Origin of the sequence: Pseudomonas sp. P129, from assembly GCF_020312195.1 — a bacterium.
GTDB lineage: Bacteria > Pseudomonadota > Gammaproteobacteria > Pseudomonadales > Pseudomonadaceae > Aquipseudomonas > Aquipseudomonas fragariae.
Genome location: NZ_JAGPYS010000009.1, coordinates 18,787 through 42,052, shown reverse-complemented (window position 1 = coordinate 42,052; position 23,266 = coordinate 18,787). Strand labels below are relative to the sequence as shown.

General features: G+C 61.6%; 20 protein-coding genes. 11 read left to right on the top strand and 9 right to left on the bottom strand.

What is annotated here, in order from left to right; genetic code table 11:
• Positions 1-35: 35 nt before the first annotated feature.
• Positions 36-605, top strand: coding sequence for a helix-turn-helix domain-containing protein (locus tag KBY02_RS19560; RefSeq protein WP_024661205.1), 570 nt, complete (start codon positions 36-38; stop codon positions 603-605).
• Positions 606-647: 42 nt separating this feature from the next.
• Positions 648-2,051: an FAD/NAD(P)-binding protein gene (locus tag KBY02_RS19555; RefSeq protein ID WP_225650700.1), complete on the top strand. Its 1,404-nt coding sequence runs from the start codon at positions 648-650 to the stop codon at positions 2,049-2,051.
• 467 nt (positions 2,052-2,518) lie between these two features.
• Here KBY02_RS19555 and KBY02_RS19550 read toward each other — a convergent pair whose 3' ends face one another.
• Together KBY02_RS19550 and ssuD are read right to left on the bottom strand one after the other, a co-directional pair.
• Positions 2,519-3,625, bottom strand: a complete 1,107-nt coding sequence (locus KBY02_RS19550) for a sigma-54 interaction domain-containing protein (protein ID WP_003407646.1) — start codon at positions 3,623-3,625, stop codon at positions 2,519-2,521.
• The gene (gene ssuD, locus KBY02_RS19545; RefSeq protein WP_003407645.1) at positions 3,625-4,764 is read right to left on the bottom strand and encodes an FMNH2-dependent alkanesulfonate monooxygenase; all 1,140 of its coding nucleotides are present in this window, start codon (positions 4,762-4,764) and stop codon (positions 3,625-3,627) included. The genes KBY02_RS19550 and ssuD overlap by 1 nt, the downstream gene beginning before the upstream one ends.
• Positions 4,765-5,152: 388 nt before the next feature.
• On the opposite strand from ssuD, the gene KBY02_RS19540 reads away from it, so the two are divergent.
• Together KBY02_RS19540 and ligD are read left to right on the top strand one after the other, a co-directional pair.
• Positions 5,153-6,058, top strand: a complete 906-nt coding sequence (locus KBY02_RS19540) for a Ku protein (protein WP_003407644.1) — start codon at positions 5,153-5,155, stop codon at positions 6,056-6,058.
• Between the two features lie 20 nt (positions 6,059-6,078).
• Complete coding sequence (gene ligD, locus KBY02_RS19535; RefSeq protein ID WP_225650699.1) at positions 6,079-8,685, top strand: DNA ligase D; 2,607 nt, start codon at positions 6,079-6,081, stop codon at positions 8,683-8,685.
• An 86-nt stretch (positions 8,686-8,771) separates the two neighbouring features.
• On the opposite strand, the gene pssA is transcribed toward ligD, so the two are convergent.
• Positions 8,772-10,115 carry a CDP-diacylglycerol--serine O-phosphatidyltransferase gene (gene pssA / locus KBY02_RS19530; protein WP_024652155.1) on the bottom strand — a complete coding sequence of 448 codons (1,344 nt, stop codon included), beginning with the start codon at positions 10,113-10,115 and terminating at the stop codon, positions 8,772-8,774.
• A 292-nt stretch (positions 10,116-10,407) separates the two neighbouring features.
• On the opposite strand from pssA, the gene KBY02_RS19525 reads away from it, so the two are divergent.
• Positions 10,408-12,594 (top strand): TonB-dependent receptor, encoded by a 2,187-nt coding sequence (locus tag KBY02_RS19525; RefSeq protein WP_225650698.1) that lies wholly within the window; start codon positions 10,408-10,410, stop codon positions 12,592-12,594.
• Positions 12,595-12,632: 38 nt separating this feature from the next.
• On the opposite strand, the gene KBY02_RS19520 is transcribed toward KBY02_RS19525, so the two are convergent.
• Positions 12,633-13,775 carry a glycerophosphodiester phosphodiesterase gene (locus tag KBY02_RS19520; RefSeq protein ID WP_003407635.1) on the bottom strand — a complete coding sequence of 381 codons (1,143 nt, stop codon included), beginning with the start codon at positions 13,773-13,775 and terminating at the stop codon, positions 12,633-12,635.
• A gap of 270 nt (positions 13,776-14,045) precedes the next feature.
• Between KBY02_RS19520 and KBY02_RS19515 the strand changes: the two genes are divergently transcribed.
• The 3 genes from KBY02_RS19515 to KBY02_RS19505 all read left to right on the top strand — a co-directional run bounded on the left by KBY02_RS19515 (position 14,046) and on the right by KBY02_RS19505 (position 16,133).
• A complete protein-coding gene (locus tag KBY02_RS19515; RefSeq protein WP_225650697.1) occupies positions 14,046-14,978 on the top strand; it encodes a 2-hydroxyacid dehydrogenase in 933 nt (310 codons plus the stop codon).
• Positions 14,979-15,087: 109 nt separating this feature from the next.
• On the top strand, positions 15,088-15,810 hold the full coding sequence (locus KBY02_RS19510) for a CTP synthase (RefSeq protein ID WP_225650696.1): 723 nt from the start codon (positions 15,088-15,090) through the stop codon (positions 15,808-15,810).
• A complete protein-coding gene (locus KBY02_RS19505) occupies positions 15,807-16,133 on the top strand; it encodes an antibiotic biosynthesis monooxygenase family protein (protein WP_054092637.1) in 327 nt (108 codons plus the stop codon). Before KBY02_RS19510 ends, KBY02_RS19505 begins: the two co-directional genes overlap by 4 nt.
• Before the next feature lie 3 nt (positions 16,134-16,136).
• On the opposite strand, the gene KBY02_RS19500 is transcribed toward KBY02_RS19505, so the two are convergent.
• The 3 genes from KBY02_RS19500 to KBY02_RS19490 form a co-directional block, all read right to left on the bottom strand.
• Positions 16,137-17,555, bottom strand: a complete 1,419-nt coding sequence (locus tag KBY02_RS19500; protein WP_225650695.1) for a short-chain fatty acid transporter — start codon at positions 17,553-17,555, stop codon at positions 16,137-16,139.
• Positions 17,556-17,789: 234 nt separating this feature from the next.
• Entirely contained in the window at positions 17,790-18,446 is a 657-nt protein-coding gene (locus KBY02_RS19495; RefSeq protein WP_225650694.1) for a CoA transferase subunit B, read from the bottom strand.
• Positions 18,447-18,488: 42 nt separating this feature from the next.
• Positions 18,489-19,190: a CoA transferase subunit A gene (locus KBY02_RS19490; RefSeq protein WP_116829179.1), complete on the bottom strand. Its 702-nt coding sequence runs from the start codon at positions 19,188-19,190 to the stop codon at positions 18,489-18,491.
• 129 nt (positions 19,191-19,319) lie between these two features.
• Between KBY02_RS19490 and KBY02_RS19485 the strand changes: the two genes are divergently transcribed.
• The 3 genes from KBY02_RS19485 (at position 19,320) to KBY02_RS19475 (ending at position 21,313) form a co-directional block, all read left to right on the top strand.
• Positions 19,320-20,210 (top strand): LysR family transcriptional regulator, encoded by an 891-nt coding sequence (locus KBY02_RS19485; RefSeq protein WP_225650693.1) that lies wholly within the window; start codon positions 19,320-19,322, stop codon positions 20,208-20,210.
• A gap of 88 nt (positions 20,211-20,298) precedes the next feature.
• Positions 20,299-20,580, top strand: a complete 282-nt coding sequence (locus tag KBY02_RS19480) for a lipoprotein (RefSeq protein WP_003348622.1) — start codon at positions 20,299-20,301, stop codon at positions 20,578-20,580.
• Positions 20,581-20,704: 124 nt separating this feature from the next.
• Positions 20,705-21,313: a LysE family translocator gene (locus KBY02_RS19475; RefSeq protein ID WP_011268298.1), complete on the top strand. Its 609-nt coding sequence runs from the start codon at positions 20,705-20,707 to the stop codon at positions 21,311-21,313.
• 19 nt (positions 21,314-21,332) lie between these two features.
• Here the strand turns inward: KBY02_RS19475 and ssuE are convergent, their stop codons facing one another.
• Both ssuE and KBY02_RS19465 read right to left on the bottom strand, forming a co-directional pair.
• Positions 21,333-21,914: an NADPH-dependent FMN reductase gene (ssuE, locus tag KBY02_RS19470; protein ID WP_011268297.1), complete on the bottom strand. Its 582-nt coding sequence runs from the start codon at positions 21,912-21,914 to the stop codon at positions 21,333-21,335.
• 250 nt (positions 21,915-22,164) lie between these two features.
• Positions 22,165-23,253: a polysaccharide biosynthesis/export family protein gene (locus tag KBY02_RS19465; protein ID WP_024638410.1), complete on the bottom strand. Its 1,089-nt coding sequence runs from the start codon at positions 23,251-23,253 to the stop codon at positions 22,165-22,167.
• Positions 23,254-23,266 lie beyond the last annotated feature (13 nt).

Below are 23,266 nucleotides of genomic sequence, written 5' to 3'. Positions count from 1 at the left end.
AGTATAATGCGCAACGGTTTGATGTGAGCACCAGCATGCACAAAGAAAATTCCCAGCGCCCTCCGGTGCTGCAGCACGTCAGCCAGAACGTGCGGCGTCTGCGTACCAGTGCGGACCTCAGCCAGACGGCGCTGGCGGAAAAGTCCGGGGTCAGCCGACGCATGCTGGTCGCTATCGAGGCCGGCGAGAAAAACGTCAGCCTGGCGACTCTGGACCGCGTGGCCGAAGCCCTGGAAGTGGCGTTCAGCGACCTGATCCAGGCGCCCGAAAATCGTGATTACAGCCGCATCAACGAGCTGGCATGGGCCGGTACTATCGCGGGCAGCAAAGCGGTGCTGCTGGCCAGGGCCGTTGCCCGGCGCGAGGTGGAGTTGTGGGAATTCTGTCTGCAGCCTGGGGACGCCTATGTCTCGGAGGCCGATCCCGATGGCTGGAGTGAACAGGTCTACGTCGTCGAAGGGCATCTGACGTTGCGCTTTGCCGACCCCGCGGCCATGCAGCAGGTAGGGGCGGGCGAGTTCTTCATGTTCCCCAGCAATCAGCCGCACCGCTACTGCAACGACGCCGATGTGCCCCTGCGCTTTGTGCGTAACGTCGTGCTCTGACCTTCCCACTCTTTTACAGCCACCCCAGCGAGGCACTGTTCGATGACCGAAGATTCCCACCAGACGGCTGACATTCTGATCATCGGCGGCGGTCTGAGCGGGACCATGCTGGCGGCGCAACTGCTGCGCAGACCGGGCCGGCGCCGAATCCTGATCATCGAAACCCGCAGCGAACTCGGCAGGGGCGAGGCCTACAGTGCGACGGAGCCGGGCCATACACTCAATGGCAACGCTGCACGGATGAGCGTCGATCCGGATAACCCGGATGACCTCACCCAGTGGCTGACTGACTATCTGGCTGCCGGTGGCTGGCCTGAAGCCGCCGAGCAGAGGGTCCCGGTCGCCGAGCTGTTCCCGCCGCGCGGCGTGTTCGGGCTTTATGTCCAGCAGCGACTGCGTGAAGCCCGAAGCGCTGGTGAAGCCTTTGGCTCGACCGCCGTGCATGTGCCCGGCGAGGCAGTGGACCTGCAGGTCCATGCAGATGGCGTAAGTATCTCGCTGGCTGACGGTCGTATGCTGCGCGGCAGTCGGGCCGTGCTGGCGACCGGCATGTACGCGGCTTCACGCACCCCGCGACGTGATTCGAACGAGCTGAACACGGCAGCACTGGACCCTTGGGATGTGGCGGTGATGAGAAAGCTCGATCCGCAGTCGAGGGTGCTGATCATCGGCTCGGGGCTGACCATGGTCGATGCGCTGGTTTCGCTGGAAACGGCCGGGCATCGTGGGCCCATCCAGATATTTTCCCGGCACGGCCTGTTGCCGCATGTCCGGCGTCAGCCGCCGGAATGGTCTGATTTTCTTGCTCAGGACCCGAGTATCCGCACTACTCGGCAACTGGTGCGCAAAGTGCGTGAACAGTGCGAGCTGGCCATCGAGAGCGGCATTGACTGGCAGGCCCCGCTGGACACTGTGCGCGCCAACGTCGGCCGGCTGTGGAATCAGGCCAGCGATCAGCAGCGCCGCCAGTTCGTCCGTCATGTAAGGCCTTGGTGGGAGAGCCACCACCATCGCTCCCCGCCACCGAGCGCTGCGCTGCTGGCGCGGCTGATCAGGCAAGGGCGGTTGAGCATTGACGCGGCCTTGTTGCAGGGCGTGGCCAGCCTGCCCTCAGGTCAGGTACAGATCAGCGTGCGTCGGCGCGGTGAGAGTCAGCCGACGCAGATCAGCGGCGATGCGCTGATCAACTCCACCGGCATCGAGTACGACTGGCGACGTGTGGACCGCCCGTTGCCCCGGCAGTTGCTGGCACGCGGGCTGATCCAGCCCGGCCCGCTGGCACTCGGCATCGCTGCCGACGCTGCGGGCGCAGTACTTGACGCACACGGTCAGTACTCGGCACGCCTGTTCGCCATGGGCCCGCCATTGCGCGGCATGTGGTGGGAAAGCACCGCAGTAACCGACGTGGCGATCCAGGCCAAGGCGCTGGCGATACATTTGTCGTAAGGCGCCGCTTGCTCAAAAGAGGACGCAGAGCGTCCGGAAAGGCATACCCACGCGGAGCATGGGTACGATAGTGTTCTCGCGAGCACCTTTCGTTCCTCACGCTCCAGCGTGGCAATGCCGTTCATGGCGCTCTGCGTCAGCTCTTGGTGCAGCGCCGCGGAGCATGGCTACGATAGTGTTCTCGCGAGCACCTCTCGTTCCTCACGCTCCAGCGTGGCAATGCCGTTCGTGACGCTCCGCGTCAACTCTTGGTGCAGCGCCGCGGAGCATGGCTACGATAGTGTTCTCGCGAGCACCTCTCGTTCCTCACGCTCCAGCGTGGCAATGCCGTTCATGGCGCTCTGCGTCAGCTCTTGGCGCAGCGCCGCGGAGCATGGGTACGATAGTGTTCTCGCGAGCACCTCTCGTTCCTCACGCTCCAGCGTGGGAATGCCGTTCGTGACGCTCTGCGTCATCGGTCTGGGCCTTCACACCGACAGGTGCAGCATGCGGTCGCCCTGGACATTTTCACCCGGCCTGCGTTTGTTGACCGCCAGTTCGCCAATCTTGATCAGACGTGTGCGCGTGACGTTGCGGGTCAGGCCCAGCAGGCTGGCCGTGTGCACCTGGTTGTGGTGGCAGAAGCGATAGGCGGTTCTGAGCAACGTATCTTCGACCTTCTCGTGCAAGGCACCGGCCTGTTCTTCAAACAGTTTCTGAAACGCCCGGTTGAGCAGTTGCTCGGCGGATTCGTCAGGCGGGTTGTGTTCATCCTGACGCTCGATTCTAAGGTTCGACATGCGCAGGTCATCACGCTGAATGACACCTTCACGGCACACCAGCAGGGTGTGATGGATGACGTTTTCCAGCTCGCGAATATTGCCTGGCCAGCTGTAGGTCTTGAGCTTGTGCTCGGCTTCGGGGCTGATCCGCACCGGACCATGCCGCAGCCGCTGGCTGTAGACCTCTATGAAGTGCCGGGCCAGGGGCAGGATATCGCCCGGCCGCTCGCGCAGCGGGCTCAATTCCAGATTAACCACGTCGAGCCGGTAGTAAAGGTCCTCGCGGAAATGCCCGGCGTTGATGGCCTTTTCCAGTTGCACGTTGGTGGCTGCGAGCACCCTTACATCAATGGGCACACTCTTTCGCGAGCCCAGACGCACCACTTCACGCTCCTGAAGCACGCGCAGCAATTTGACCTGCAAGGTCATGGGCAGGTCGCCGATCTCATCGAGAAACAGCGTGCCGCCGTTGGCCTCTTCAAACCAGCCGGCCTTGGCGCTGATCGCTCCGGTGAACGCGCCTTTTTCGTGGCCGAACAACTCCGCCTCGATCAGGTTCTCGGAGAACGCGCCGCAGTTGACCGCCACGAACGGTTTGTCGCGGCGGGCGCTCAGTTCGTGGACGTGGCGAGCAACCAGTTCCTTGCCGGTGCCGGTCTCGCCGATGATCAGCACACTGGCATCGCTGGGCGCGACCTGGCGTACGTGAGCGAGCAGGGCTCGCGACTTGGGGTCTTCGAACACCTGCGCAGTGGCCCTGATCGAGGTGGCCAGCGCAGGCGAGTGGGGTAAGGTCAGCAGTTGCCCGGACATCACTTGGCCTGCGGGGGCAGATCGTTGGCGATCATTTCGCCGAACGGGCCCGTCAGGTTGGTGATGCCGCGCCCGGCGAGGCTGGCGTAAGGCTCAGGCAGCAGCGGGAAGACCAGTTCGGCGAAGCGGTAGGCTTCTTCAAGATGCGGGTAACCCGAGAAAATGAAGCTCTCGATGCCCAGGTCGGCATATTCCTTGATGCGTGCCGCGACCTCTTCGGGATTGCCGACCAGCGCCGTGCCTGCACCGCCGCGCACCAGGCCTACACCGGCCCACAGGTTGGGCGCGATCTCCAGGTTGTCGCGGCGCCCGTCGTGCAGCGCGGCCATGCGCCGCTGACCTTCGGAATCAAAACGCGAAAAGGACTTCTGCGCTGCAGCAATGGTGTCATCGCTGATGTGTTCGATCAGCGTGCTGGCGGCTTTCCACGCTTCTTCGCTGGTTTCGCGCACGATCACGTGCAGGCGAATGCCGAACTTCACGGTGCGTCCCTTGCGCGCTGCCCGTTCACGTACATCGGCGAGCTTCTGCGCTACGGCTGCCGGAGGCTCGCCCCAGGTCAGGTACACGTCCACCTGATCGGCCGCAAGGTCATGCGCCGCGTCGGAGGAGCCACCGAAGTACAGCGGCGGGTAGGGTTTTTGAATCGGCGGGTAAAGCGCCTTGGCGTTCTGCACGCGCAAGTGCTTGCCTTCAAAGTCGACCGCTTCGCCCTGCAGGACGCGGCGCCAGATTTTCAGAAATTCGTCGGTAACTTCATAGCGCTCACTGTGGTCGAGAAAGCTGCCATCGCCACGGTTTTCGTCCGGGTCGCCACCGGTCACCACGTTGATCAGCAGCCGGCCGCCGGAAAGACGATCCAGCGTGGCGGCCATGCGTGCCGAGACGGTCGGCGAGATGATCCCGGGGCGGATCGCCACCAGATACCTCAGGCGCTCGGTCAGCGGCACCAGCGCCGAGGCGATGACCCACGAATCCTCGCAGGAGCGACCGGTGGGGATCAATACACCGTAATAACCCAGGTCATCGGCGGCCTGCGCCACCTGTTTCAAATAGTTGAGGGTGACGGGACGTGCGCCCTTTGTCGTGCCCAGATAATGGCCGTCGCCGTGAGTCGGAAGAAACCAGAAAACGTTCATGACAAATCCTTGGAAGTAATCAGCCGGGTGAAAGCTGACGGGACCCGCTGTCGGTTGGCAGACACCTCACCAACAGCGTTCGGGGTGGGGCCATTTATAGAACGTCTTTTTTATTCCGTAAAAGAACGTTAAACCATATTTTTAGACCCTAAATGCATATAAGGGCCGGGCAACTTTGCATAACCTCGCGCAGCCCTTGCACTACGAGGCTTTGACGGAGGTACGACCCGGATCCCTATCCCGGCTATCAGGAGCCAAAACGTTGACAGTTGGTTCTTCAGGATAAAAAAACTCGTTCAGCACAGCGGGTTTCCCGGCGCTCGTCAGGCGGCCGAAACTTTTCTCCGACCGGCCCTGTCACCTTTCCAGGACCAACAGGAGTCAGACCATGGCAAGGGCAATCTGGAAGGGCGCAATCAGCTTCGGGCTGGTGCATATACCGGTCGCGTTGGTTTCGGCGACAACGTCGACCAGTGTCGACTTCGACTGGCTCGACAAACGCAGCATGGACCCGGTCGGCTACAAGCGAATCAACAAGGTCACCGGCAAGGAAGTCACCAGCGAAAACATCGTCAAGGGCGTGGCATACGAGAAGGATCGCTATGTGGTACTCAGTGAGGAGGAAATTCGTTCCGCCCACCCCAAATCGACGCAGACCATCGACATATTCGCCTTCGTCGACAGCCAGCAGATCCCTTTGCAGAACATCGACACGCCTTATTTCCTGACGCCCGACAAGCGCGGCGAGAAAGTCTATGCGTTGTTGCGCGAAACCCTGGTCGATACCAAAAAGGTCGCGCTGGCTAACGTCGTGCTGCATACCCGCGAACACCTGGCGGCGGTCATGCCGCTGGAGTCGGCGCTGGTGATGGTGATCCTGCGCTGGCCTGCCGACGTGCGTGAACTGGACACACTGGAACTGAGCGACGCGGTGACCGACGCCAAGTTGAACAAGAGCGAACGTGACATGGCCAAGCGTCTGGTCAAGGACATGAGCGCTGACTGGCAGCCTGAGCAGTATCGCGACACTTTTCAGGACAAGATCATGCACCTGGTCAAGACCAAGGCAGACGAAGGCGAGATCGAGGATGTCGAGACCGATCCGGCCGAGGAAGAACGCAAGAGTGCCGATGTCATCGACCTCACCGACCTGCTGCGACGCAGTCTGGCGGGCAAGGGCGGGGCCGGTAAAGCCAAGACGAGCAAGCCTGCGGCGAAGGAAAAACCGGCCGACAAGGACAGCCCGAGGCCCAAGCGGCCGGCCGCACGCAAGAAAACCAGCAAAGCCTCTTGAGCCCTACGGAGTGACCGGTGATGGCCAAGCCCGCCAGTGAATACACCCGCAAGCGCAATTTCGCCATCACCTCCGAGCCTGCGGAGAGCAAGCGTAAGGGCAAAGGCAAGTCGCAGCCTGGCGCGCTCGGTTTCGTGATCCAGAAGCATGACGCACGGAACCTGCACTACGACTTTCGACTGGAGCTGGAGGGCACGCTCAAGAGCTGGGCCGTGCCCAAAGGTCCGAGCCTGGACCCCACGCAAAAGCGTCTGGCAGTGCATGTCGAAGACCATCCGCTGGACTACGCCGGCTTCGAGGGCAGTATCCCGCAGGGTCAATACGGTGGCGGCGATGTGATTGTCTGGGACCGGGGTGTCTGGCAGCCGCACGGTGATCCGCAAAAGACCTACGAGGAAGGCAAACTCAAGTTCACCCTGGTCGGCGAGAAACTCAGCGGTGACTGGGCGCTGGTGCGTACCCGGCTCAAGGGCAGCGGCAGCAAGGAACAGTGGCTGCTGATCAAGGAAAAGGATGACGTCGCGCGACCTGCTGCCGAGTACGACATCACCCATGAGCAGCCGCAAAGCGTGATCAGTGGAGCTCATGTCGGCAAGCAACGCGGCACCTCGAAAAAGTCCGGGGCCAGCGCCGCAAGCAGCAAAGCCAAGGCCGCGACACCCGCCGCAGCAAAAGCGTCAACACCCGCTGCAAAGCCGGCGCGCAGGAAAGCGAAAGCGGCTTTTCCGGACGCGCTTTCGCCGCAACTGGCGACGCTGGTGGAGGCGCCGCCAGCCGGTGACTGGCTGTACGAGATCAAATTCGATGGCTACCGCATGCTGACTCGTATTCAGGGCGACGATGTGCGGCTGTTCACCCGCAACGGGCATGACTGGACCGAGCGGCTGCCGGAACTGGTCAAGGCGCTCAAGGGCATGAAGCTGCGCGACAGCTGGTTCGACGGCGAAGTGGTGGTTCTCGATGAGCAGGGGCTGCCCGACTTCCAGGGCCTGCAGAATGCCTTTGACGCGGGCAACAGCAAGGACATTCTGTATTACCTGTTCGACATGCCGTTTCTGAGCGCGGAGGACCTGCGTGAAGTGCCGCTCGAGCAGCGTCGTGATGCCTTGAAACAAGTTCTCGATGCACAGAAAAGTCGCCTGTTGCGTTACTCGGATGCCTTTCAGGCAGGCCATCAGGACATTGTCGCGAGTGCTGCGGCAATGGGCCTGGAAGGGGTGATCGGCAAGCGTGCCGGCAGTGCGTACGTCAGCAAGCGTAATGCCGACTGGATCAAGCTCAAATGTCGCTTGCGACAGGAATTCGTGGTTGTCGGCTATACGGCGCCGCAGGGCAGCCGATCGGCGTTCGGGGCCTTGTTGCTTGCGGTCAATGCCGGTGAGGACGGGTTGATCTATGCCGGGCGGGTCGGCACCGGATTCACTGAAGTGAGCCTTGAGCAACTGCATAAACAGCTGAAGAAGTTGCAGCGCAAGGAATCACCGCTGGCCAAAAAGCTCTCCGCGTCCCAGGCGCGTGGCGTGCAGTGGGTGGCGCCGCAACTGGTCTGCGAAGCCGAGTTCGCCCAGTGGACCCGAGAAGGCATCGTGCGCCAGGCTGCCTTTGTCGGGCTGCGTAGCGACAAGCCCGCCAAAGACGTGGTGCGTGAAGACGCTCAGCCTGCCAAAGTGGCCAGCCAGCCCCCAACCACAACGGCAGCGCCCAAGGCACGCAAAAAGGCCGCGCAGGGAAAAGTTGATGTGGCGGGCACCGGCATCAGTCATCCGGACCGCGTCATCGACAGCAAGTCCGGCACCAGCAAGATCGAACTGGCGCAGTTTTACCAGTCCATCGCCGACTGGATTCTGCCCTACCTGAACAAGCGTCCCGTGGCTCTGCTGCGCTGTCCGGGGGGCATCGACGGTGAGCAGTTTTTCCAGAAGCATGCCGAGCATCTGGCGATCCCGCACATCAGGCAACTGGATCGTGCCCTGGACCCCGGGCATGCTGCGCTGATGGAAATAGATTCGGTGCCGGCACTGGTCGGTGCTGCGCAAATGGGCGCCATCGAGCTGCATACCTGGGGCGCGACGCGTGACAGAATCGAAACGCCGGACCATTTCGTGCTGGACCTTGATCCCGATCCGGCACTGCCCTGGCGCAGCATGATCGAGGCCACGCAAATGGTGCTCGCCGTGCTGGAAGAACTGGGGCTGGAGGCTTTCCTCAAGACCAGCGGTGGCAAGGGCATGCACATCATTGTGCCGTTGGCGCGCCAGGCAGACTGGGACACGGTAAAGGCGTTCGCCAAGGCCATCGCCGAGTTTGCCAGCCGTCAGCTGCCGGAACGCTTCACCGCCACCATGGGGCCGAAAAACCGCGTCGGAAAAATCTTCATCGATTACCTGCGCAACAGCCGCGGCGGCAGCACCGTAACCGCCTACTCAGTACGCGCCCGGCCCGGGTTGCCGGTCTCGGTGCCGATCGCGCTGGATGAGCTGGCGGGTCTGAAGTCGTCGGCACAGTGGGACATCACCAACCTTGAGCAGCGTTTGAAGCGGCTCAAGGACGACCCGTGGGCCGGTTACAGCAACCGGCGCAAAATCACGCAGAAGATGTGGAAGCAACTGGGTGCGAAACGGCCTTGAGGCAAGGCCACTGTCCGGGTTTTGCAAGGGGATACGTGGGCCGGCACGCCTGATCATAGCTCGCATGCCGGCCGCACGTTGAGGGCTCAGAGAATCCGGTACAACAGTCGCTCGACCCGCACACGGCTGACACGCTTGAGGAACTTGCGCACGCCTTCGGGGTAGTTGGCCAGTGTGTCGAGCTCGTCATACTGGTTGACGCGCTGCGTGTTGCGCATCAAATGCGCGATTTCCGCTTCCCGTGGCTCGCTCCACTGGCCCTTCGGATCGTCGATCAGCAAGGCGTTTTCCAGGTCCAGATTGAAGGCGCGAGGGTTCAGGTTGTTGCCGGTCAGCAGGGTGTAGCGCTGGTCGACCCAGATGCCCTTGAGGTGGAAGGTGTTATCGCCGTGTTTCCACAGGTGCACATTGAGGCGATGCTGGGCGATTGCCTTCTGATGCTTGTGGGCAAAGCGCCGCAGGCTGATCTCATAGAGATAGGGCAGGGCCGAGATCACCTTGAACGGCTCATCCGGATCGATGAAGAAGTCGTTGGCGGTCTTGTCGCCAATGATGATGTCGACCTGCACGCCGCGCTTGAGCGCCCGATTGATTTCGCGAGTGACGGCCACCGGCAGGTTGAAGTATGGCGTGCAGATGGTCAGCTGAATCTTGCTCGACGCGATCAGATCGCAGATGGCGCGGTTGAGATTGTTGCGCGGGCCGACGCCAAGCAGCGGAATCACGCGCATGTCGCCGTTTTCCTTTTCGCCCGCCGAGGTGTCGTAGGCGGCGCGTTTCAGGTCGCCACGAAACGCACGGATCTCGCTGCGCAAACTGCGTGAGCTGGGCGGCGATTGCAGATCGAGGCGGTGCACGGCCGGCGAGGAGAGTATTTCCCGCTGCACCAGATTCTGAAAAGCGTCGGCCAGTGCTGCGTTTTCGATCAGGTGATAACGGTCCAGACGGTATTTATCGAGCTTGTGCAGGTAGACGTTGTTGATGCTGGCGCCGCTGTAGATCACGCAGTCGTCGACCACACTGCCCTTGAGGTGCAACACCCCGAACAGTTCGCGGGTCTGCACCGGCACGCCGTAGATCGGCACTTCTTGATCGTATTCGAGGTTCTGCGCCTGGTACCAGGTCGAGTTGCCGGGCTGGCGTCCGGCACCGATCAGGCCGCGTTGCGCGCGGAACCAGTCGACCAGCACCACCACATCCAGCTCCGGCCTCGCGGATTTGGCAGCGTACAGCGCGTCGAGAATCTCCTGGCCGGCTTCATCCTGTTGCAGGTACAGCGCGATGATGTAGATGCGCCGGGTGGCCGAAGCGATCTTTTCCAGCAGGCAGCGTCGATAGTCGGCGGCAGAAGGAACAATGGAGATTGCATCGCTCTGCAGGGCAAAACCGCGAAGTGCTGCCAGGGTCGAGCGTCGGAAAGTGGACTGCATAGGCCTCTCGATGGGAAAACCAATAGCCTGTGAGCTTACACGACAGTCGCCCTCCTGTGGCTGTCGCCAACCTGTTTCAAGGCATTGCGGAACGCCACGGGTCGCCATTCACGCTGATTTTTAACGCCGGGCGCGGGAACGACCCGCGTGGCGTTGCTCGCCTCTCACTTTTCATGCGTAAACAAATGATAAGCATTACCAGTAACATCTGATATCATTTCGCATCCACCCGATCGGTGATGTCCAGGACGGTTGCTTCCGATCTCGTTCAACTTGTCTGCAGGACCTATTGATGAACTCCCCATCGTTCCCGATGCGCCTCACGTTGCTCGCGTTTTGCTGTTCCATTGGATCTCCGGCCTGGGCCGCTGCAGAGGCTGCCGGTCGGCAGGACGGCCCTGTGGTGTTGGGCGAGACCGACATCAGTGCCGACAAGGCCGATCCTCACGCGCTACCGCCGGTTTATGCTGGCGGGCAGGTGGCGCGCGGCGGGCAACTGGGTGTTCTGGGTAATGCCGACATCATGGACGTGCCGTTCACCATGAGCAGTTACACCGAACAGTTGATCGAGGACCAACAGGCCGAAACCGTCGGCGACGTATTGCTCAATGATGCATCGGTGCGTCAGTCGAGTGGCTATGCCAACGCCTCGAGCATCTTCGTCATTCGCGGCCTCAAGCTGACCACCGACGATATTTCCTACAACGGTCTCTACGGCGTACTGCCGCGCCAGATCATATCGACCGATGCGCTGGAACGCGTTGAAGTGTTCAAGGGTCCCAACGCCTTCATCAACGGCGTGACCCCGACCGGCTCCGGGATTGGCGGCGGCGTGAACCTGCAGCCCAAGCGCGCGCAGGATACGCCGACACGTCGTTTCACCACCGACATCAGCAGCGACGGTCGGGTCGGCGAGCATCTCGACCTGGGGCAGCGCTTTGGCGAAGGCAATCGCTTTGGCGCGCGTCTCAACCTGTCGCAGCGCGAAGGCGAGACCGGCGTCGAGGATGAAGAGCATCGCAGCAAGCTGTTCGCGCTGGGGCTTGATTACCGAGGTGACAACTTCCGTCTGTCCGGCGATTTTGCCTATCAGAAGCAGCGCATCAACCAGAGCCGCAATACGGTGTTTGTCGACAGCGCCCTGACCAGCGTGCCGCATGCTCCGGACTCGGATACCAATTACGCGCCGAACTGGACCTGGACCGAAACCGAAGACACCTTCGGCATGAGCCGCGCCGAGTACGACCTCAACGAAGACTGGACGCTGTATGCCGCAGTGGGCGCGAAGCACACTCGCGAGGTCGGCGTATATGGCTCGCCAACCGTCCACGATGCCGCAGGCAATACCACGGCCGCACCGTCCTTTATCCCGCATGATGAAGACAACAAGACGGCCATGGCCGGCATCAACGGCAAGCTGCAGACCGGCGCGGTCAGTCACAAGGTCAACTTCGGGCTGTCGGGCATCTGGACCGAACAGCGCAGTGCGTATCTGTTCGGCGGCACCTCCAGCAACAACCTTTACGAGCCTGTCTCCCAAGAGCGCCCGGCACTCGACAGTTTCACCGCAGGCGATCTGAACGATCCCGGCATTGTCGGCAAGAGCCGTATGCGCAGTGCGGCGTTCTCCGACACGCTGGGCTTTTTCGATGATCGCCTGTTGCTGACCGCAGGCCTGCGTCGCCAGCAACTGCGTGTTCAGGGGTATGAATACGGCAGCGGCCCGCGCAATGCGCTGTACGACGAAGCGATCACCACGCCGGTCTACGGGGTGGTATTCAAGCCCTGGCACTATGTGTCGTTCTACGCCAACCGCATCGAGGGCCTGGCCCAGGGGCCGACCGCTCCCGACACGGTGACCATCAACCCCGGTGAGGTCTTTGCGCCGGCGCGCTCCAAGCAGGTCGAGGCAGGCGTCAAGCTGGACATGGGCACGTTCGGCGCGAGCCTGGGCGTGTACCGCATCGAGCAACCGTCTGACGGCTACCAGGTTCTGGAAGGCACCGGGTCGCGTTATGTCCGTGATGGTCAGCAGCGCAACCGCGGCGTGGAGATGAACGTCTTTGGCCAGCCAGTCAGCGGCCTGCGTCTACTGGCCGGCCTGACCCTGATGGACACCGAGGTGAGCGGTACGGCCGGCGGCAGCAACGACGGCAATCGGGCCATTGGTGTGCCGACCTTCCAGTTCAACGCCGGTGCCGATTGGGATATTCCCGGCATCGAAGGCGCGGCCATCAATGCGCGCATGCTGCGCACCGGTGGGCAATATGTCGATGCTGCCAACAACCTGAGCATCCCGACCTGGAACCGCTTCGACCTGGGCGCACGCTATACCTTCAACGTCGCACAGAAGGACGTGACCCTGCGTGCCAACGTCGAGAACCTGATGAACAAGGATTATTGGGCATCAGCCAATGGCGGTTACCTGACTCAGGGCGAGCCGCGTACCCTCAAGCTGTCGGGCACTGTCGACTTCTGATTGACTGGCCGCATCGCAGGATGCGGCCAGCCGCTGAATCAGTAACCGTTGCGCTTCAGAATCGTTTCAATGCTTTCTTTCGCTGGCCGCCCGTAGAACTTCAACAGTTCGGCGGTGCGGTTGGTGAAGAAGCCGTCCGCGCCATCATGGCTGATGCGCTTGAAGTCCTCTGCGTCGTCCACCGTGTACGGATGGATCACCATGCCTTTCTCGTGGGTCAGGTTGTTCATCCAGGGTTTGACCAGGTCCATGTAGCTCTGGTCGCCACCCTTGGCCAGTTGCGACGAAGGGCCGGTGCCGATGGCGCCGTGGGCCTTGGCCCAGTCAATCCACTGCTCGAACTCCTGCGGTGATTTGACTTCCTGGGTCGCGTAATAGCTGGCCTTGTCCTTGGCCCCCGAGTCCTTGAACGCGACGCTGGATTTGGGCTCTATCGAGCCTTCGCCAATCCACAGCAGCATGACCTTGGGCACTTTCGGCATTTCTTTCTGCAGCAGTTCCAGGCTTTGCTTCTCGAACGTCTGCAGGACCACGCGTCCTGGCATGTGCGCAACGTTGACATGGCCGGCCGCTGCCGCAGGCCGCTGTTCGAGCCAGCCGCGTTTGGCCAGCAGTTTTTTCAGGTCGGCTTCGACACCTGGAAACTTGTTCGGCACCTTGGTCTCGATGTACAGCCCCGGCTTGTTGGCGCCGCCCTCGGCGATGTCGATGACCTCATCCAGCGTCAGGATCTGCAACCCGTTGTAACTGTCGCGAGCCCTGTCCGGGTAAGCCTTGTTGAACCACGAACCGGCGTCCAGTTGCTTGAGCTCCGCCAGAGTGAACGTGCTGACCGGGTCTTTCACCCGTGTCGGGAACACTTGAGCAATGTTGGTGGTGCGTTCCAGCACGTCATCGTGCAGCGCTATCAGCACGCCGTCCTTGGTTCGCTGGATGTCCATTTCCAGGTAGTCCGCGCCCAGGTCCCGCGCCAGGGTGTAGGCCGGGGTGGTTTCTTCCGGTGCGTCGAACGAAGCACCGCGATGGGCGATCACGGCCGGCCAGGGCAGGCCGTATTTCTCGCTCAGCACCTTGCCTGGGGCGTCCGCCGCCGCTGCCATGCCTGACGACAGCATCAGGCCCGACATCACAGCCGCAGCCAATAGGGTCTTTTTCAACAGGGTGGTGGGAAATCCTTGCATGGGCGGGTGTTTCCTTGTTTTTTGAGAAAGCCTGTTTTATGAACAGCGTGCGCGCCAGCCCGAGCCGCTGGTTGCGTCACTGCACGCAACGATAGCGCACCTGGGTGATTGCCGGGTCAGCTTGCTCATGAGTCTGTCCGGCAAATGCGTCCACTTTATGAACGCCCGGCGTATTCGGGAAGGCTTTTTTCAGTTCCGGCGTCAGCGACGCTGCACAAGCGCGTCGAGTCGCGTTAAGGTCAGCGTTTTGCTGATCGAACGGGAGCGCGCATGACAACGGTATTGGTGCTGGTGGAAAACCTGGACACGTATTTGCCGATTCTTGAAAGCAGCGGTTTTCAGTTGATTCGCGCCCCGACGGCCGAACTGCGCGCCGCGGCGATTGCCACGCACGGGCAGCGCATCAGCGCGGTGGTGACACGCGGGCCGCTGGGATTTTTCGCTGAGGAAATGGATGCACTGCCGCAGCTGCGCATCATTTGCGTAAGCGGCGCCGGTTACGAGAAGGTCGATCTGCCTGCCGCGCAGGCGCGGGGCATCGTCGTCACCAATGGTGCAGGCGTCAACGCCGCCACGGTGGCCGATCATACGCTGGCGTTGCTGCTGTCTTTGGTGCGCGACATTCCGCAGGCCGATGCCTCGGTGCGCCGCAGCGAATGGCGCAAGGTGGTACGCCCGTCACTGGCAGGCAAGCGTCTGGGGATCGTCGGTCTGGGAGCGGTAGGGCTGGCGATTGCCAGGCGTGCAGCCGCTTTCGATATCGTCATCGGTTACCACAACCGCAAGCCGCGCAGCGACTGCGATTACACCTGGCATGCGACAGCGCAGGCGCTGGCGGCCGCATCGGATTTTCTGGTCATCGCCACGCCCGGTGGCAGCGGCACGCAGCACCTGATCGACGCTCGGGTGCTTGAAGCGCTGGGCTCTGACGGGTTTCTGGTCAACATTGCCCGCGCCAGCGTGGTGGACACCCAGGCGTTGGTCAGTGCACTGCAGCATGAGCAGATTGCCGGGGCCGCGCTAGACGTGTTCGACGATGAGCCGACTGTGCCGGATGTGCTCAAGACGCTGGACAATGTGGTGCTGACACCGCACGTGGCAGGCCTGTCCCCCGAGGCGTCCAGAGACAGCGTGCAGATGGTCAACGATAACCTGCTGGCGTTTTTTGCCGGGCAACCGGTGCTGACGCCTGTGACTGAATGAGCAACCGTGCACGCTTGCACGCGAGGCATTGCTGTAACGCCCATTCTGCTGGTTTTGCTGCCTGTTTATAGTCCGCCCGGGCTGTACGAAACCAGACAGGGAGCAGGGCATGGGCAAAGCAGATAACACACGCAACGGGATACGGATTGGTCTGGTCGGGGACTTCAGTGAGGATGTCCCCGCGCATCAGGCCATTCCGTTGGCCTTGCACAGGGCGGCTGCGGAGGTGCAGGTAGCGGTTGATATCGAATGGCTGCCGACCCCGCAGATCGGCAGCGGTGCGCACCTCGCGGAGTTCGACGGCCTGTGGTGCGTCCCGGCCAGCCCTTATCGGGACATGCAGGGCGCGCTGACCGCCATCCGTTTCGCCCGCGAGCATCGGGTACCGTTTCTGGGGACTTGCGGGGGCTTTCAGCACGCGTTGCTCGAGTACGCCCGCAACCGGCTGGGATGGGCAGACGCCGAGCATGGCGAAACTGCGCCGGACGCGGCAAACGTGATTATCGAGCCACTCAGCTGCTCGCTGGTTGAATCGGTGGCAGCGATCCAGTTGCACCCCGACACGCTGATTGCCCACGCCTATGGCAGGCTCGACATCGACGAGCGCTACCACTGTCGCTACGGCCTGCGCCGCGAGCTGGAGTCGGCGCTGTTCGGCGAGCACCTGAAGGTCAGTGGGCGCGGTCCCGAGGGCGAAGTGCGCTGTATGGAATTGCAGGGGCACCCGTTCTACGTCGCCACACTGTTCCAGCCCGAGCGCGCTGCGTTGCAGGGCCAGACGCCGCCTGTGGTGGCCGCGTTCGTCCGCGCCTGCCTGAGCAACTTATCGTGATGGCCGCGCGGTTTGCCAAGCCTTACTTCGCCGTGGTGTTCACCTCGTTGCGTACGCCTGACGATGATCAGGCGTATGCAGAGGCGGCGCAGCGCATGGTCAGCCTGGCCCGACAACAGCCCGGCTTTCTGGGTGTGGAGTCGGCGCGCGGTGACGACGGCCTGGGCATCACCGTGTCCTACTGGAGCGATGAGGCCGCAATTCTGGCCTGGAAACAGCAGGCCGATCATGCCCAGGTCCGCGAGCAGGGACGTGCGCACTGGTATCAGGCGTTTACCACGCGAATCTGCCGGGTCGAGCGTGACTACGCGTTCGACGTTTAGGTATCAGGGCATTACCGGTGGCACATAGGCCAGCGTGGTGCCCAGTGCCCAGAGCAGAAACAGCACCAGCGGCGTGTGCACCAGCAGCTGCACGAACGAGAAGCCGATCAGGTCACGCGCCTTCAGGCCCAGTACACCCAGCAGCGGCAGCATGTAGAACGGGTTTATCAGGTTGGGCAGGGCTTCGGCTGCGTTGTAGATCTGTACTGCCCAGCCGAGGTGATACTGCAGGTCGTTGGCAACTTGCATCACGTAGGGCGCTTCGATGATCCACTTGCCGCCGCCTGACGGAATGAAAAAGCCCAATATGGCCGAATAGACCCCCATCAGAATCGCGTAAGTATCGTGGGAGGCAATGCTGGTGAAGAACGTCGAGATGTAATGCGCCAGGGTCTGCGCGTCGCCGCCCTTGACCGTGGTCAGTAGCGCGGCGATCGAGCCGTATAGCGGGAATTGAATCAGCACGCCGGTGGTGGTGGGCACCGCCCGTGCGACGGCATCGAGAAAACTGCGTGGCCGCCAGTGCAGCAGGGCACCGAGCATGATGAACAGGAAGTTGTAGGTATTGAGCCCGGAAATCGCCGTGATCGCCGGTTTGCTCGAAAACTCGTTGAACAGCCAGCCAACCCCCAGCAGCACCATGAGGATGATCAGCAGCGGGCTATATTCCAGCCATTCCCCGGGCCGTGTGCGGGGCGGCAGCGGCGGCAGGTTGAAGGCCGGATCGACACCACAGGCTTCGGCATCGCGGGCGCTGTTCGGGCCGGGCGCGGTGGCGTAGGCAACGATCAGTGAGATGACCACCAGCGCGGCGAGCATGACCCCGGATTGCCAGAGAAAGATGGTTTCGGTGAACGGGATCACCCCGGTAATCGCCAGGATCGACGGCGGCAGACTGGCCGGGTTGGCCTGCAATTGCGCGGCCGAAGACGACAGCCCCAGCGCCCAGACCGCGCCCAGGCCCAGATAGGCCGCGGCGCCAGCTGCACGGTAATCCATGCGCAGGTCAGTGCGGCGGGCGAGGGCGCGCACCAGCAGGCCGCCGAACACCAGCGACAGGCCCCAGTTGAGCAGCGAAGCGAGCATGGAAATCAGCGCCACCCAGGCCACCGCCGAACGGCCGCTGCGCGGCACCCGGGCCAGGCGGTCGATCAGGCGTACCGCAGGCGGTGAGCTGGCGACCACGTAACCGCCGATGACCACGAAGGCCATTTGCATGGTGAACGGAATCAGGCTCCAGAACCCGTCACCGAACGCCTTGGCAGCCTCGGCCGGACGTGCGCCGATGGCCAGCGTCGCCAGCGTGACGATGACCACCGCCAGTGCGGCAAATACCCATGAATCGGGAAACCAGCGTTCAGCCCACGCAGCACAGCGCAAGGCAAATCGGGCGGAGCGGCTTTCTTCTATGTTGGCGGCCATCAGGGGCACCTCTTTTTGTAATTATTATCGGGGAGTGACTTCAACAGCCGACTATTGCGGACGCAGAGCGCCCAGAACGGCGTTACCACGCTGGAGCGTGGGAACGATGGTGGCTGGCCATGAGTATCGTTCCCATGCTCCGCGTGGGAATGCAGTTCGTGACGCTCCGCGTCACACCGTTACGCAGGCCACACGGGCGTGTGGCAACGAGAGACGCATCAAGGATGTCCGCACTCAGAAACTCATCTCGATCACGTCATCCGGCACGATCAGCTTGCCTGCGGTTTTGGCCACGATTTCTTCCACGCTGACCCCCGGCGCGCGTTCGCGGAGGATGAACGCGCCGTTTTCGATTTCCAGGTAGGCCAGATCAGTCAGCACCTTGCGGATGCAGCCTGCGCCGGTCAGTGGCAGGCTGCAACGGGTGAGCAGCTTGGATTCGCCGTCCTTCGACGCATGGGTCATGGTGACGATGATGTTGTCAGCGCCCGCCACCAGGTCCATCGCGCCACCCATGCCCTTGATCAGCTTGCCGGGGATCATCCACGAAGCGATGTTGCCCTCGATATCCACCTCGAAGGCGCCGAGCACTGTCAGGTCGACATGGCCGCCGCGGATCATGGCAAAGGATTCGGCCGACGAGAAAATGGAGGCGCCAATGCGCGCGGTGACCGTCTGCTTGCCGGCATTGATCATGTCCGCGTCGATGGTGTCTTCGGTCGGGAAGGCGCCCATGCCCAGCAGGCCGTTTTCCGACTGGAGCATGACGTCGATGTCATCGGGTACATAGTTGGCCACCAGGGTCGGAATGCCGATGCCAAGGTTCACGTAATAACCGTCCTTGAGTTCACAGGCGACGCGTTGAGCCATTTGTTCGCGGGAAAGTGCCATCGTCTGAAGCCTCTTTATGGTTGTAGGGCCAAGGCTGCGCTGTCAGGATTTTCTGACGGTGCGCTGTTCGATGCGCTTTTCGAAAGTGCCCTGAATGACCCGGTCGACGTAGATGCCAGGGGTGTGGATCTGGGTCGGCAGCAGCACGCCGGGCTCGACGATTTCTTCGACCTCGACCACAGTGATCCGTCCGGCGGTGGCCACCACCGGGTTGAAGTTCTGCGCGGTATGACGATAGACGACGTTGCCGAAGTGGTCGGCTTTCCAGCCCTTGATCAGGGCGAAGTCACCGGTGATGGCCTCTTCCAGAATCACGTTGCGGCCGTTGAACTGGCGGGTTTCCTTGCCTTCGGCGACCGGCGTTCCGTAACCGGTGGCAGTATAGAACGCCGGAATGCCCGCGCCACCGGCACGCAGTTTCTCCGCCAGGGTGCCTTGCGGCGTGAGTTCGACTTCCAGCTCGCCGCTGAGCAGCTGCTTTTCGAACAAGGCATTCTCGCCCACATAGGACGAAATCATTTTCCGGATCTGCCGGTCTTCAAGCAGGATGCCGAGTCCGAAGCCGTCAACGCCGCAGTTGTTGGAGACCACGGTCAGGCCCTTGATGCCCATGCGCCTGATCTGCGCGATGAGGTTTTCCGGGATGCCGCACAGGCCGAAGCCGCCGCAGAGTACCGTCATGTCGTCGGTCAGCCCGGCGAGGGCTTCTTCGTAGGTCGCTACTCGTTTATCGAGTCCAGCCATGATGATCCGCCTTTTATAGTTGTTGACCGACAGTCGCGCTGCCGGAGGATCGGGTGACCTGCATCTTCTCTCGGTGCGACTGATTTGTTAATTTTGTTTTTCTGATCAATTCATAAGAAAAGCAAATATATGAACGTCAAGCAGCTTCGTGCTTTTCTGGCCGTCGCGCAGTACCTGAGCTTCGCTCAGGCCGGCGAGCGACTCAACGTTTCGCAACCGGCCTTGAGCCTGACGATCAAGAGCCTTGAGGAGGACCTCGGCGGACAGTTGTTGACGCGCACCACGCGCAACGTCGGTCTGACGCCTGAAGGCGAAACCCTGTTGCCGCTGGCGCGCCAGTTGCTGGCCGACTGGGACAACACCGAAGAACTGCTGCGCCAGCGTTTTACGTTGCAAATGGGGAGGGTGTCGGTGGCCGCCATGCCGTCGTTTGCCGGCAATCTGCTGCCCGCGGCCTTGAAGGTGTTTCGCGGGCGCTACCCGCGCGTCAATGTGGCGGTGCATGACGTGATCAATGAGCAAGTGCTGGAAATGGTTCGCCATCGCCGTGTCGAACTGGGTATCGGCTTTGAGCCCGAGTCGAACAGTGCCCTGTCGTTCACCCCGTTCTATATGGACCGCTTCGTCGCCGTGGTGCCCCGGGAGTCGCCGCTGGCCGAGCGGCGTGAGGTTACCTGGGCAGAACTGCTGCGTGAAGATTTCATCGCCCTGCAACGCCCGTCGGCAGTACGTTTGCTGCTGGAACAGGCCATCGAGCCGCGCCACGGCAAGCTGGCGGTCGCGTTCGAGAGCCATCAGTTGTCGACCATCGGGCGCATGGTTGCCAATGGCCTGGGCGTCAGCGCGGTGCCGTCACTGTGCATCGGGCAGATGCAGGAACTGGGGGCCTGCTGCGTGGCGCTGGTGGAGCCGCTTATCGAGCGGCGTATCGGCCTGATGATGCTCGCCGATCACGAGCTTTCAACTGCGGCTCAGGCGTTGCGCGAGGTGTTGATCGAGAATGCTCGCAACAGTCGATAGCGACTATCACGGCGGATGATTTTTGCTGTGTCAGGGGCAGGCGTAACCTTGCTTCATTCCTGAAATGAAGCCCCACCGGAGGCCCCCGATGAACCGTATGCTTGCCCTTGCGCTTGTCCTGACATTCACTGTTGCGCTGGTTTCCGGCTGCTCCACTCACCATGCTGTCGAGCAGCGGGCGTTCAGCGCTGAAGAAAGTCATCAGTTGGCCCTTGAAGACCTCAACCGTCGCGGCCTGTCATTTGATGAGTACCAGGCGCGCAAGGCGCAATTGATGGCAGATCCGCAGATCCAGCAGGCGCGGGACTTCGATGAAAAAGGCGAAACGAGCGTCGATCTGGGTGTCACCGGTCAGCAGCCACAAGGTTAACAGTCTGACTGAAAAGTGCTTTGCGTAAAAACTGTACTGCAGTAATTGGCTGTCAACTGTCCGTGTGTTTCCTGCACCGCCTTCGATAGGGTGAGTACCTGACTCACTGATCCGGACAGGCAGCATGGTTCTCTCTTTCGATTTGCTTCTGGCATTCACACTCTTCGCGTTCGTCACCTCCATTACTCCCGGCCCCAACAACATGATGCTGCTGGCCTCGGGCGTGAATTTCGGTTTCAGTCGCACCCTGCCGCACATGCTGGGTATCAGTGTCGGTTTTTTCGTTCTGGTGCTGGCCGTTGGCTTCGGTCTGGGCAGCGTGTTCAAGGCCTGGCCGGTGCTTTACACGATTCTGCGCTACGTGGGCGCTGCCTATCTGCTGTACCTGGCCTGGAAAATCGCCACCTCGGGGCCGGCCTCCGATAGCCTCGACAGCGAGGGCAAGCCGCTGAGTTTCATGAGCGCCGCGCTCTTTCAATGGGTCAATCCCAAGGCCTGGATCATGGCGATCGGCGCGATCAGCACGTACACCCCCATGCAGGGCTACTTCTACAACGTGGTGGTGATTTCGGCAGTGTTTGCGCTGATCAACCTGCCCAGCGTGGGCGTCTGGGCAGGCTTTGGCAGTTTGCTGCGCAATGTGCTGCGCGATCCGCTCGGGTTACGTATTTTCAACGGCGTCATGGCAGCGCTGTTGGTGGCCTCGCTGTATCCGTTGTTTATCGAACATTGATTCCGGGGCTATTCCGGGGCTACAACGCCAGCTGCAAATGTCCGCCAGCCTGCTTGTGACGCGCCTGCAAGCGGCGTTGCAGGCCGTGATGGAAATGCTCCAGCCCTTCATGCAGGCGCTCGGTGAGAATTTCGTCCAGCGTACCGCCTAGTTCGTTGTCGTCGTAGCTGACCTGGGTATCGATAGCGAAGATGCCGTGCAGCACTTCCTGCGACTTGAGCGCCGACAGCACCGGTTTGAGCGCGTAATCCACGGCCAGCATGTGCGCGATACTGCCGCCGGTGGCCAGCGGCAAGACCACTTTGCCATGCAGCGCGCGCTCTGGCAGCAAGTCGAGCAAGGTTTTCAGCGCGCCGGAAAATGACGCCTTGTACACCGGCGTACCAATCAGCAGGCCATCGGCCTGGCTGACCGCTTCGATCAATTCCAGCACCTGCGGGCTGTCGAAACGGGCGAAAAGCAGGTCCTCTGCATTGAAGTCGCGTATGCGCAATGTGGTAACTTCAACGCCGTGACTCTGCAGCCAGCGGCCGGCGTGGGCCAGCACAACGCCGGAACGGGATTTGGGGGAGGGACTGCCTGAAAGTGAAACGACGCGCATATGGGATGTCCTTGCGATAAGCGTAAATGTGCAAAGCAGCTTATGTGCCAGCCTTCTTGTGTGTCTGGCTATGGCCCGCAGCCGTTGGGCCTGCGTCTGTTGCATGCCGCAGGAGAGGGTTCGCCGCGCTGATGCAAAAGCCGTCAACTGTTGAACAGCTGTTGCTCTGGCAACAGTCTGACGCGGTGCGACGGGCAAAAAAAATCCCTGCACAACTGCGTGCAGGGAGATCGGCGAATGGCCGCCCGGGTCAGTTGCGAAAGGCCGCACCGGTCTGTATCACACTGGCCGAGCCGAGCAGCTGGCTGATGAAGCGGCTCCAGCGGGTGATATCGGCAGGGCCGACGAACACCACATCCTGTGCCTTGAGCTCGAACTGCCCCGCCAGCAGGTAGGCGGTGGGCTTTTTGGCATTGAGGTGGTAGACGGTGGAGGGCGCCTGGGCGAAGTTTTCCGCACCACGTATGACGTACACCGCATCGCCGTCTGCGCTGTCCGGGCTGAGGCCGCCGGAGTTTCCCAACGCCTCGAGCAGGGTCAGGCGCGTGGTGCCGAACGAGATCACCTGAGGGTTACGGACCTCGCCCAGCACGTAGATCTTGTTTCGCGAGTTGCTGTTGAGGTGCAGGTAATCGCCGTCCTTCAGGAAGATCCGGCTCAGTTGCGAATCGCGGCGATTCAGCGAGTCGATGTCGATCAGGTAGTCCTTGCCCTCGCGGCGCAGGGTCAGCCCGGCCAGGTTGGCATCGGTCAGGTCGACACCGGCGACACTCACCGCCTGCACCAGGCTCAACGGAATATTGGTAATCGGTTGCGGGCCGGGAACCTTGAAAGAGCCGGACAGCAGTATTCGCTGGCTGTTGTAGCGCAGCACTTTGACGTCGACCTTGACCTCGGTGTATTGCGGCGCCAGGCCCATGCGTAACTGCTCACGAACCTCGCTGACCGTTCTGCCACTCGCGCGGATTCTGCCTACATAGGGGAAGTAGAGCGTGCCGTCATTGAGCACTTCCCGGGTGTTGGCATCCAGCTGGTCCTGTGAGCCCGGCGCGGTCAGTTCGGGGTGTTCGAACACGGTGACCAGCAAGGTATCGCCAGCACCGATCACGTATTCCGGAGTCCTGTAGTCGAGCAGCACCTGCGGCAGGGCTTTGGCCTCGGCGGTGGCGCGCAATTGCTGTTGCTGCAGGGTTTTCGGGGTGACCTCGATCAACTGTGCCCGGGGTTCGTCCGGCGTGTCGAGGGTGACGTCATCCGGCGTCATATGTTGCCCCGGCGCGAATGCACAGCCTTGCAGCGCCAGGCTGACCAGCAGTAACGCAGTAATGCTTCGATTCATGACGTTTTTCCTT

Bases quoted from the DNA above. Each gene is read 5' to 3' on its own strand.
- KBY02_RS19495 (WP_225650694.1), bottom strand. From the start codon at position 18,446: ATGGCACTTTCCCGCGAACAAATGGCTCAACGCGTCGCCTGTGAACTC.
- KBY02_RS19540 (WP_003407644.1), top strand. From the start codon at position 5,153: ATGGCAAGGGCAATCTGGAAGGGCGCAATCAGCTTCGGGCTGGTGCAT.
- KBY02_RS19555 (WP_225650700.1), top strand. From the start codon at position 648: ATGACCGAAGATTCCCACCAGACGGCTGACATTCTGATCATCGGCGGC.
- KBY02_RS19490 (WP_116829179.1), bottom strand. From the start codon at position 19,190: ATGGCTGGACTCGATAAACGAGTAGCGACCTACGAAGAAGCCCTCGCC.
- ligD (WP_225650699.1), top strand. From the start codon at position 6,079: ATGGCCAAGCCCGCCAGTGAATACACCCGCAAGCGCAATTTCGCCATC.
- KBY02_RS19500 (WP_225650695.1), bottom strand. From the start codon at position 17,555: ATGGCCGCCAACATAGAAGAAAGCCGCTCCGCCCGATTTGCCTTGCGC.
- ssuE (WP_011268297.1), bottom strand. From the start codon at position 21,914: ATGCGCGTCGTTTCACTTTCAGGCAGTCCCTCCCCCAAATCCCGTTCC.
- pssA (WP_024652155.1), bottom strand. From the start codon at position 10,115: ATGCAGTCCACTTTCCGACGCTCGACCCTGGCAGCACTTCGCGGTTTT.
- KBY02_RS19515 (WP_225650697.1), top strand. From the start codon at position 14,046: ATGACAACGGTATTGGTGCTGGTGGAAAACCTGGACACGTATTTGCCG.
- ssuD (WP_003407645.1), bottom strand. From the start codon at position 4,764: ATGAACGTTTTCTGGTTTCTTCCGACTCACGGCGACGGCCATTATCTG.
- KBY02_RS19560 (WP_024661205.1), top strand. From the start codon at position 36: ATGCACAAAGAAAATTCCCAGCGCCCTCCGGTGCTGCAGCACGTCAGC.
- KBY02_RS19550 (WP_003407646.1), bottom strand. From the start codon at position 3,625: ATGTCCGGGCAACTGCTGACCTTACCCCACTCGCCTGCGCTGGCCACC.
- KBY02_RS19485 (WP_225650693.1), top strand. From the start codon at position 19,320: ATGAACGTCAAGCAGCTTCGTGCTTTTCTGGCCGTCGCGCAGTACCTG.
- KBY02_RS19525 (WP_225650698.1), top strand. From the start codon at position 10,408: ATGAACTCCCCATCGTTCCCGATGCGCCTCACGTTGCTCGCGTTTTGC.
- KBY02_RS19480 (WP_003348622.1), top strand. From the start codon at position 20,299: ATGAACCGTATGCTTGCCCTTGCGCTTGTCCTGACATTCACTGTTGCG.
- KBY02_RS19465 (WP_024638410.1), bottom strand. From the start codon at position 23,253: ATGAATCGAAGCATTACTGCGTTACTGCTGGTCAGCCTGGCGCTGCAA.
- KBY02_RS19520 (WP_003407635.1), bottom strand. From the start codon at position 13,775: ATGCAAGGATTTCCCACCACCCTGTTGAAAAAGACCCTATTGGCTGCG.
- KBY02_RS19475 (WP_011268298.1), top strand. From the start codon at position 20,705: ATGGTTCTCTCTTTCGATTTGCTTCTGGCATTCACACTCTTCGCGTTC.
- KBY02_RS19510 (WP_225650696.1), top strand. From the start codon at position 15,088: ATGGGCAAAGCAGATAACACACGCAACGGGATACGGATTGGTCTGGTC.